At 31.8% G+C, this 8,290-nt stretch carries 9 protein-coding genes and 1 pseudogene; 7 read left to right on the top strand and 3 right to left on the bottom strand.

Annotated elements, in window-relative coordinates:
- Positions 1-508 precede the first annotated feature (508 nt).
- The 4 genes and pseudogenes from RMO70_RS05805 to RMO70_RS05790 all read left to right on the top strand — a co-directional run bounded on the left by RMO70_RS05805 (position 509) and on the right by RMO70_RS05790 (position 2,730).
- Complete coding sequence (locus tag RMO70_RS05805; RefSeq protein WP_310555482.1) at positions 509-637, top strand: hypothetical protein; 129 nt, start codon at positions 509-511, stop codon at positions 635-637.
- A gap of 87 nt (positions 638-724) precedes the next feature.
- Positions 725-919: pseudogene (locus tag RMO70_RS05800) on the top strand (RHS repeat-associated core domain-containing protein); the annotation flags it as partial.
- Positions 920-1,560: 641 nt separating this feature from the next.
- Positions 1,561-2,034: a hypothetical protein gene (locus tag RMO70_RS05795; protein ID WP_310555481.1), complete on the top strand. Its 474-nt coding sequence runs from the start codon at positions 1,561-1,563 to the stop codon at positions 2,032-2,034.
- Positions 2,035-2,046: 12 nt separating this feature from the next.
- Positions 2,047-2,730: a hypothetical protein gene (locus tag RMO70_RS05790; protein WP_310555480.1), complete on the top strand. Its 684-nt coding sequence runs from the start codon at positions 2,047-2,049 to the stop codon at positions 2,728-2,730.
- A gap of 52 nt (positions 2,731-2,782) precedes the next feature.
- Here RMO70_RS05790 and RMO70_RS05785 read toward each other — a convergent pair whose 3' ends face one another.
- The 3 genes from RMO70_RS05785 to RMO70_RS05775 are packed head-to-tail and all read right to left on the bottom strand — an operon-like array spanning position 2,783 to position 3,645.
- Positions 2,783-3,046: a Txe/YoeB family addiction module toxin gene (locus tag RMO70_RS05785; protein ID WP_310555479.1), complete on the bottom strand. Its 264-nt coding sequence runs from the start codon at positions 3,044-3,046 to the stop codon at positions 2,783-2,785.
- On the bottom strand, positions 3,039-3,248 hold the full coding sequence (locus RMO70_RS05780; RefSeq protein ID WP_310555478.1) for a hypothetical protein: 210 nt from the start codon (positions 3,246-3,248) through the stop codon (positions 3,039-3,041). The genes RMO70_RS05785 and RMO70_RS05780 overlap by 8 nt, the downstream gene beginning before the upstream one ends.
- Positions 3,249-3,279: 31 nt before the next feature.
- Complete coding sequence (locus RMO70_RS05775; RefSeq protein ID WP_310555477.1) at positions 3,280-3,645, bottom strand: helix-turn-helix transcriptional regulator; 366 nt, start codon at positions 3,643-3,645, stop codon at positions 3,280-3,282.
- 171 nt (positions 3,646-3,816) lie between these two features.
- Between RMO70_RS05775 and RMO70_RS05770 the strand changes: the two genes are divergently transcribed.
- The 3 genes from RMO70_RS05770 (at position 3,817) to RMO70_RS05760 (ending at position 7,968) form a co-directional block, all read left to right on the top strand.
- Positions 3,817-6,132 (top strand): CHC2 zinc finger domain-containing protein, encoded by a 2,316-nt coding sequence (locus RMO70_RS05770; protein ID WP_310555476.1) that lies wholly within the window; start codon positions 3,817-3,819, stop codon positions 6,130-6,132.
- Positions 6,133-6,247: 115 nt separating this feature from the next.
- Entirely contained in the window at positions 6,248-7,111 is an 864-nt protein-coding gene (locus RMO70_RS05765) for a tyrosine-type recombinase/integrase (protein WP_310555475.1), read from the top strand.
- Positions 7,108-7,968 carry a site-specific integrase gene (locus RMO70_RS05760; RefSeq protein ID WP_310555474.1) on the top strand — a complete coding sequence of 287 codons (861 nt, stop codon included), beginning with the start codon at positions 7,108-7,110 and terminating at the stop codon, positions 7,966-7,968. The genes RMO70_RS05765 and RMO70_RS05760 overlap by 4 nt, the downstream gene beginning before the upstream one ends.
- The last annotated feature ends 322 nt before the right edge of the window (positions 7,969-8,290 follow it).

Below are 8,290 nucleotides of genomic sequence, written 5' to 3'. Positions count from 1 at the left end.
CGTTCCCAGTCTCCACACGGTCGCTCCTTTCGTTCGTCGTGGCTACTGTGTCTTTTTTAGCACTATTTTTTTTCTTTTTTTAATCGGTTGAAAATTTTCAGTTGAAAAAAAAATAGTCCTAAAAAATCCACCGCCACTTGTGTTTTGGCGGTTGCTCAACCGCCAGCCATCACGGTTGGCTCCGCTGAAGCTTTGCCCTAAATCAAGGAACGCTAACGCTGATTTTAATTTTTTCCGTGCCGTTCCACGCACACAGTTCTTCCACTTCTCTCGTTCCTCGTTCGTTCCCAGCTCTGTGGTGGCTGTCAGTGCCGCAACACCGCCACTCGTTCAGCAAAAAAAAGCTCCTTGCAAGCACCGCTTTTTTTGCTTCACTTGGGGTGTTATTGTAGAACCGTTGACTAACGCCCTTCGGTTGTTTGCTCATTTTTTTAGAAGATTGCCAAAGGGCAATTATCTAAAAAACAGCATTCTATAATGGCAATCTTCCAAAAAAATCGAGCCCAAAATGAAAGCTAATCAGCCGATTTTGGGTCTTGAATTTAATGTTCCAGCTTCTTTGCTTTGGTTCACGGATAAAATAAAGATGATTATTTTTTCAATTGAAAGAAAAAGGATTATTTTTGGAAAAGGATAATGAAAGGGAACGTTCTTAAAAAATAGTTTTTCACTCGCGGGAAGCCATAAACAAACGCTCGGGCGGAGAAAAAAGTGCTCAGGGACGTACAAGTATAAATATAATGGGAAAGAACTGCAAGACGAGTTGGGTTTGAATCTTTACGACTATGGGGCTAGGAATTACGACCCAGCTTTAGGAAGATGGATGAATATTGACCCGTTGGCGGAAAAAGGGCGTAGATGGTCTCCATACAATTATGCCTTTGATAATCCAATTTATTTTGTTGATCCTGACGGAATGTGGCCAGATCCACCCGCATCGTGGTATAATGCTAGTCGAGCAATAAGTAGTGCGTTTAGTAGTGCCAAAAGTTATGTGTCTACTCAAACTTCAAAAGCAGTAAGTTGGGTACAAAATCACGCTGTTGCTAAAGTAGAAGGAAAAATTACAGTTGGTGCTCAAATAGGAGTAAAAACCCCTTTTGGTTCACTTGGTGGTGGTGTTGCAACAGTTGATGTAGCAAAAGCAAAAGCAAGTACAACAGGAGATAGTTATGTTAAAGGTCCAAAAGAGATGGATGGCAAAGGACATTATTTTGCAGAAGCAAAAGTTAATATACCTGGAGAATCATTAACAGCTGGAGGAAAAGTAGATTGGGTAAATGATACTGCTTTACCAAATGGTAATGGTAATGGCTCAAATGGAAATACTGATTTACTTCAAAGTAGTTCTTATCAAGGAAAGGCAGAATATGAGGGTAGTTTTGGACCAAAAGGGAATAGTCCAAAAAGTGATGTTGGAGATATTTCTCTACCTTCTGTTAAAAATACGGTATCCGCTAGTAATAAAGAAGATTGTAGTAGTTGCTTTGAAATTAAATTTGGCGCAAAAGCGGTACTTGGTTTTGAGGTAAAATTAACGATTGGAGTTAATAAATAGATATGTATAGAGCGGTTTTTTCTTCAGGAAATTCAGACGATAAATATTTTAGAGGTAACGAATTACTATTTACAGTAAAAACAAAACAGCCTTTTATTGGTTCAAAAAGCAGATGCAGTATATTTAAGAACGATAAATTAATTTTTAGTTTTTCTGAAACCGTATTTACACGTTTATTTTGGAATTTAAATATTTTAACTCAAAATTTAGATAAAAAAGTATTCATTGAAAAAGTAAAAAGAAAATATGTTTTAGTAGTTGATGGTAGAAAGATTTTTCTAAAATTTACGAATAATCCATTTACCAAAAGATTAAGTGAAATATATCTTGATGGCAATCTAATAGGAGAAATCAATAAAAAATATGATAAATCTGGAACAAATTTTCTTTTTGATTTTTATGAAAATTCAGAACTTGAATATTATGTTTTAATTTTATTTACTATGTATTCAGTAGGTATAGCAGGAGGTGATTAATTTTAAAAAAAAATGAAAAAAATATTATCAATTATAATTCTACTTAATTTTATTTCTTGCAACAATACTGGTGTAACTGCAAAAGAAGAAAATGCAGTTCAACAAGTTTTGAATTTCTATAATGGTGAATGCTTAAGAAGTAAAGGGTTAAAATCTGAAAACGGAAATAGTAAATCCTACTTTGAACTCGAAATGAGTAAAAGCGAATTATTAAATATAAAAGCTAAAAGTTTAAAGACCCATTCTGCAAATATTGCTTATCTCTTCTACTCTAATTTAGATGGAGAAAAAGAGAATTATCAAGAAATAAAAGTTAAGGTTATTTTAGACAATGGGACTAATGAAGAATTTACATATTCAAATCTAGAACTTTTAGAAATCGAAAAACTTCAATCATTTATAAATCAAATTATTGAAAAAATAACTAAAAAAGAGTATGAAAAATTATTAATATCATTTGACAAAAGTATCGATATTGAAGCTAAAAGTATTGAGAATTTATTTTCTACATTAGAAAATCAGTATGGTAAGATTAATAAAGAAGTTCAGTTTCAAGGTTTTGAATTTAGAGAAACAAAAAATTACGGTAATGTTATCGTTATAAAACAAGCCCTAATTTTTGGCAAAACGGCATTGTCGATGAATTTAATTATCAAAAGAGAAAACAGTAAACTAATTTCAATCGAGTTTCAATAAAATAATTCAGTTTTTTAAAACGAAAAAAACGAGCGTAATTGCTCGTTTTTTTTCAATCTTGATAATGTCCATAAAGAGAAAACACAACAATTTGTTCTTCTTCTACTTTGTAAATAATGCGATGTTCAAGGTTTATTCTACGAGACCAATAACCGCTATAATTGGCTTTTAAAGGTTCAGGTTGCCCTATGCCTTCAAAAGGAGTTTTACAAGTATTCTCTAAAAGGCTATAGATTTTCTTAACGTTTTTAATATCGTTTTTCATCCACCAGCCTAAATCTTGCCAAGCTTTTGGCATAAAAACTAAATTACGCATTAATCATTGCTTTAAGTTCAGCTAAATTAAGCGGTGTAGGAATTACTTTTTTACTTTCGTAATCTTCAATGCCTTTTAAAATAGCTGTATTAGTAATCTCATTAGAGGCAATCGCTTTTACTTTTTTCACGAAAGAAATTGACTTAAAAAACTCTTCAGCAAAAGCCATTTTATTTTCTGGAATGTCTAAAATATATTTCATTTTTTATTATTTTAAGGTATAAACTTTATCTTTAAGAAAGTTGTTGTTGAATATTGTTTTTAAAAATAAACCCATCAATAAACTCAATCAATAGTGATTTTTTATCTTCTGAAAGCTGTTCTATTTTTTTAAACTGAATAAGCAATTTTTCATCTTTTAAATTATCTTTTGCTTTGTTTTCTAAAGTTCCATTCATTAAATAATCAGGGCTTACTTCCAAGGCACTAGCTATTTTATTAAGTACGTCAGCCGAAGGCGAGGCGTCTCCTCTTTCATAACGTCCAATATTTGTATAATGCACTCCTGCCAATTTTGCTAACTCTTGTTGAGAAATCCCTTTATTGGTTCTTCCCTCTTTTAATAGAGTAGACAATGTAGTTTTTGATAGCTTTTCCATAACACTTACTTTAAAGTAAAAATACTTATTAACAGTGCAAATATACATAATACGCACGTAAAATAGGCGTATCGTAAAGCAAATGTGTATAACTTTTACAAACTAGATATTGCGTAATAAAGTAAAAGTGGTAAGTTTGTAGCGAAAACGCACAATTAAAACTTTTCAACAATGGAAATACAAGACATTAAAAACAATCTTACTCTATCTCATATACTGCAAAACTACAATCTAAAACCCGACAAAAACAATATGCTCCGTTGTCCGTTCCACGAGGACAGTACAGCAAGTTTACAAGTAAGTTTTAGCCAAAATAAATACAAATGCCACGGATGCGATAAAAAAGGCGATGTAATACAGTTTGTTCAAGATTATGAAAAGCTAACCAAACACGAAGCATTAAAAAAATGTACTGCAATGATAACAGCCAACCCAACAACCAACAACAATAAACCATCAACCAAAGTAGAATCCAAAACAACAGCAATAATAAATACTTACTTTATTGAAAAAATGTATTTAAGTTTTAGAAAAGGATTAATATGTAGCGACCCAGCCAAAGCATATTGCAAGAGTAGAAATTTAGATTTTGAGAAATTAGAAGTCGGTTTTAATAGTGGTCAGTTCCATCACGGAGTAAAAAAAGAAGAAAAACTAATCAATGATGCAATGCAATGCGGACTATTGACAATGGCGGGTACAAACAGCAGAACAGGCGGACAAGCTTACAAACCTTTTGGAAATAAATCAATCCTTTTTCCATTAAAAAACAAAGAAGATCAAATCGTAAGCTTTTATTTTAGATCAACATTGAACAACGAAAACGGGAAACATTTTTATCTGAAGAACAGACAAGGACTATATCCAAATTATCCAAATCCTGATACAAAGAAATTAATCCTTACTGAAGCTATAATCGACACAGCTAGTTTATTACAAATAGACGAAATCAAAGAAAATTACACACTATTAACCTGTTATGGAACCAACGGACTCAACCAAGAAATCCTAAACGCAATCAAACCACTGAAACAATTAGAAGAAATCATTTTCTTTTTTGATGGCGATAAAGCAGGAAGCGAAGCTATAACCAAATATGCTGAAATACTACGAGAACTACATCCAAAAGTAAAAATAAGCCAAGTAGAAACTCCGAAAGATGAAGATATTAATAGTTTAATAATTGGACACGAAACAGAAATTTTAATCCACTTAATCGACCAAAGAAAAGAACTACCTTTTTTATTTTCAATTGAAGACAACAGCACCATTATTGAAGAACCTATACAACAAAAAACTACTCCAGAAACAAAACCAAAACAACCCATTTTAGAAAACACAATAGACATTTTAAAACAAAACAATCTACTACAACAAATCAACAAATTAATAGAACAAAGCGGAATAGTTGGAGAAGCAAACAGCCGATTATTATTGTTCATTATTGCAAGTTCATACAAAACAAAACAGCCATTACACGCCATAGTACAAGGAAGTAGCGGAAGCGGAAAAACCCATTTAATAAGCAAAATAGCCGATTTAATACCACAAGAAGATGTTTTAAGATTTACAAGAATTACAGAAGGCAGTTTGTACAATTGGGGCGAATATGACCTAGTAAACAAATTATTAATTATTGAAGATTTAGACGGATTAAAAGAAGAAGCACTTTTTGCAATGCGTGAATTAATCAGCAATCAAAAGCTATCGAGTTCGGTCAGTATCAAAGATAAAAAGGGAAATATCAAGAGCGTTAAGAAAGAAGTAAAAGGCGTTTTTAGTTCATTAAGTGCTACAACAAAAGGCGATTTATACGAAGATAATATGAGTAGGAGTTTTTTATTAGCCGTTGACGAAAGCCAGGATCAAACAGACAAAATAATCAATTATCAAAACAAGCGAATAGCAGGAGAAATAAACGAAATTAACCAAGAGAAAGCCAAAGAACAATTACAAAAAATACTGCGAGCTTTAAAAACAGAAGAAGTACAAAATCCGTATGCTACACAAATACAATTACCTGAAAACGTACATAAAAAACGACGATTAAACGAAATGTTCCAAAGCATTATTAAGCAAATTACCATTATCAACCAATACCAAAGAAGAACCCAAAACAATAAATTAATCACCGAAATTACAGACGTTGAAGAAGCCGTAGAGATACTTTTTGAAAGCATTATTCTAAAAATAGACGAACTGGACGGAAGTCTTCGACAGTTTTTTGAGCGACTAAAAAAGAAGTTTAAAACCGATGATTTTACACGTTTTGAAGCAATGGAAACCACAGGATTTAAGAAAACACAATTACAATATTATATCAATCAATTGGTACAACTGGAATACATCAAACAATTTGGACACGGCAACAAAGGATTTAAATATAGAATAGCCTATTTTGATGACATACAAAGCGTTAGAAAAAAACTAAAAGACCATTTTATAAAACAAATACAACAACTAAAACCGAACACTAACGAACGCTAAACGGAAACCAAACGAACACTAAAAAATCTGTAAAACCCTATTATATAAGCAAAAACCAAAAAAATAACTCTAGCGTTCGGTCGAAATAAAAAGTACAACCTAAAAAACATAATAAATGATACTAGATAATACAATAAATGACTTTAGAAGAGAATTATTGAACCTGGGATATAGCAAAAATGCAGTAGTAAATTATCCGAAATATGCACAAAATTTATTAAATCATATAAAAGAAGTTCCTCAAAAAATTACAGATGTTCATATCAAAAATTACTACGAATATTTAAAAACAAAAACAAGCAGAATAACAAAGAAAGCAATGAGCGAAAGCCACATCTACAGCCAATTATTAGCCATTAAACTCTACTTTGACTATTTAGAAAGAACTAGGAAAATCAAACAAAATCCATACAATCTAAAAGTAAAACAAACCACCAAAAACGAGCGAATAATATTTACTCAAGAAGAAATCCAACTACTTTACAAAAACACTCAAAACCTAGAAGAAAAAACAATATTACACTTGTGTTATGGTTGTGGATTACGAAGAAGCGAAGCCCAAGACCTGAATATAAAAGATGTAAACTTGGAACAAAAACTACTATTTGTTAGAAAAGGAAAAGGCAAAAAACGCAGAGTAATCCCACTTACTGAAAGCATTGTAAAAGACTTAAAAGACTATTTTAGTTATACTGAAATTGTTAGAAAAGAAAACGAAGAAAGCTTTTTGGTCAATATATACGGTAATAAAATCAAAGGCGAGAATGTATATGAATTATTTAAAAGAATACTCCAAAGAACCCAAAGCCTAAAACCAGAAAACTATTGTTTACACTCACTTCGTCACTCGATTGCAACACATCTTTTAGAAAATGAAATGAGTATAGAAATGGTTCGGGATTTTTTAGGACACAGCCAATTGGTATCAACACAAATTTATACAAGAATTAATTTTTTAAAAACAAAGTTACAGCAATGAAACTCGAAGATTATTTAAGCCAAAGTTTAATGCAAAGTTCTGTAGAAAGTTATGTTTATGACATCAATAAATACAAAAAGAACAATAAGAATGCAGACAAATACGACTATCAAAAAGTAATGCAGTATATAGAAATATTGAGAAATGAACACAGCGTAAGCAATGTAAAAAGAGTAATCGCTTCTATCAAAAAATACTATGATTATTTAATCGAAATAGGAAAACGAAAAGACAATCCAGCCAGAGCCATAAGAATACGAGACGGACGTGAAAATCCAATCCAATTACAAGATTTATTCACAGAAAAAGAACTACAAATACTACTAGTTCCAAGAATAGAACGTTATCCATTTTTAATTAAAAGAAACAAAATTATAATGAGTTTATTAGTCAATCAAGGATTAAGAATAGGAGAAATAGAAAACATTAAGATAAGCGATATAGATTTAGAAAAAGCTTGCGTTCAAATACATAAAACAGGAATAACCAACGCTAGAAATTTACCTTTAAAAGCCGAACAAATCCTTTTATTATATGAATTTATCAATCAGGATAGAAACAAACTTAAAACCTGGAGAAATGATGAAAATGCGTTATTGTTGGGTAAACTTGGAACGCCAATAAGAAAAGAAGATGTTGATTATTTAATTAGCACTTATCAAAAACAATCCAAAAAAAGATTAACCAGTACAACGATAAGACAAAGTGTAATAGCAAATTTATTAATCAAAAATAATGATTTACGGATAGTACAACATTTTGCAGGACACAAAAGCCCAGATACAACAGAAAAATATCGGCAAACAGGATTAAATGCTTTAAAAACGGCTATTGATAAACTGCATCCAATCAAATAAATTTAGGTTTAAAAAGAACAATCCAGTTCCAAACAGCAGAGCAAAAAAGCGGTCTCCCTTCGGTCGCTTCCTTTGTTCCGCTGGGCTGTTCCAGTCGGCTAAAAAGCCTCCGTTCCACAGACCACTTGCCACCAAAAAAAAGAGCAGCCAAGAAAAATGGCAGCTCTTTTTTTGTTGTCTACGTTCCCAGTCTCCACACGGTCGCTCCTTTCGTTCGTCGTGGCTACTGTGTCTTTTTTAGCACTATTTTTTTTCTTTTTTTAATCGGTTGAAAATTTTCAGTTGAAAAAAAAATAGTCCTAAAAAATCCACCGCCACTTGT

The sequence above is a fragment of the Flavobacterium sp. genome (genome assembly GCF_031422135.1).
GTDB lineage: Bacteria > Bacteroidota > Bacteroidia > Flavobacteriales > Flavobacteriaceae > Flavobacterium.
The sequence above is the reverse complement of the archived record's forward strand: the minus strand, read 5'-3'. Positions and strand labels throughout refer to the sequence as shown.

Excerpts from the sequence above, each read along its gene's own strand:
- RMO70_RS05805 (WP_310555482.1), top strand. The coding sequence starts at position 509 with ATGAAAGCTAATCAGCCGATTTTGGGTCTTGAATTTAATGTTCCAGCT.
- RMO70_RS05795 (WP_310555481.1), top strand. The coding sequence starts at position 1,561 with ATGTATAGAGCGGTTTTTTCTTCAGGAAATTCAGACGATAAATATTTT.
- RMO70_RS05790 (WP_310555480.1), top strand. The coding sequence starts at position 2,047 with ATGAAAAAAATATTATCAATTATAATTCTACTTAATTTTATTTCTTGC.
- RMO70_RS05785 (WP_310555479.1), bottom strand. The coding sequence starts at position 3,046 with ATGCGTAATTTAGTTTTTATGCCAAAAGCTTGGCAAGATTTAGGCTGG.
- RMO70_RS05780 (WP_310555478.1), bottom strand. The coding sequence starts at position 3,248 with ATGAAATATATTTTAGACATTCCAGAAAATAAAATGGCTTTTGCTGAA.
- RMO70_RS05775 (WP_310555477.1), bottom strand. The coding sequence starts at position 3,645 with ATGGAAAAGCTATCAAAAACTACATTGTCTACTCTATTAAAAGAGGGA.
- RMO70_RS05770 (WP_310555476.1), top strand. The coding sequence starts at position 3,817 with ATGGAAATACAAGACATTAAAAACAATCTTACTCTATCTCATATACTG.
- RMO70_RS05765 (WP_310555475.1), top strand. The coding sequence starts at position 6,248 with ATGATACTAGATAATACAATAAATGACTTTAGAAGAGAATTATTGAAC.
- RMO70_RS05760 (WP_310555474.1), top strand. The coding sequence starts at position 7,108 with ATGAAACTCGAAGATTATTTAAGCCAAAGTTTAATGCAAAGTTCTGTA.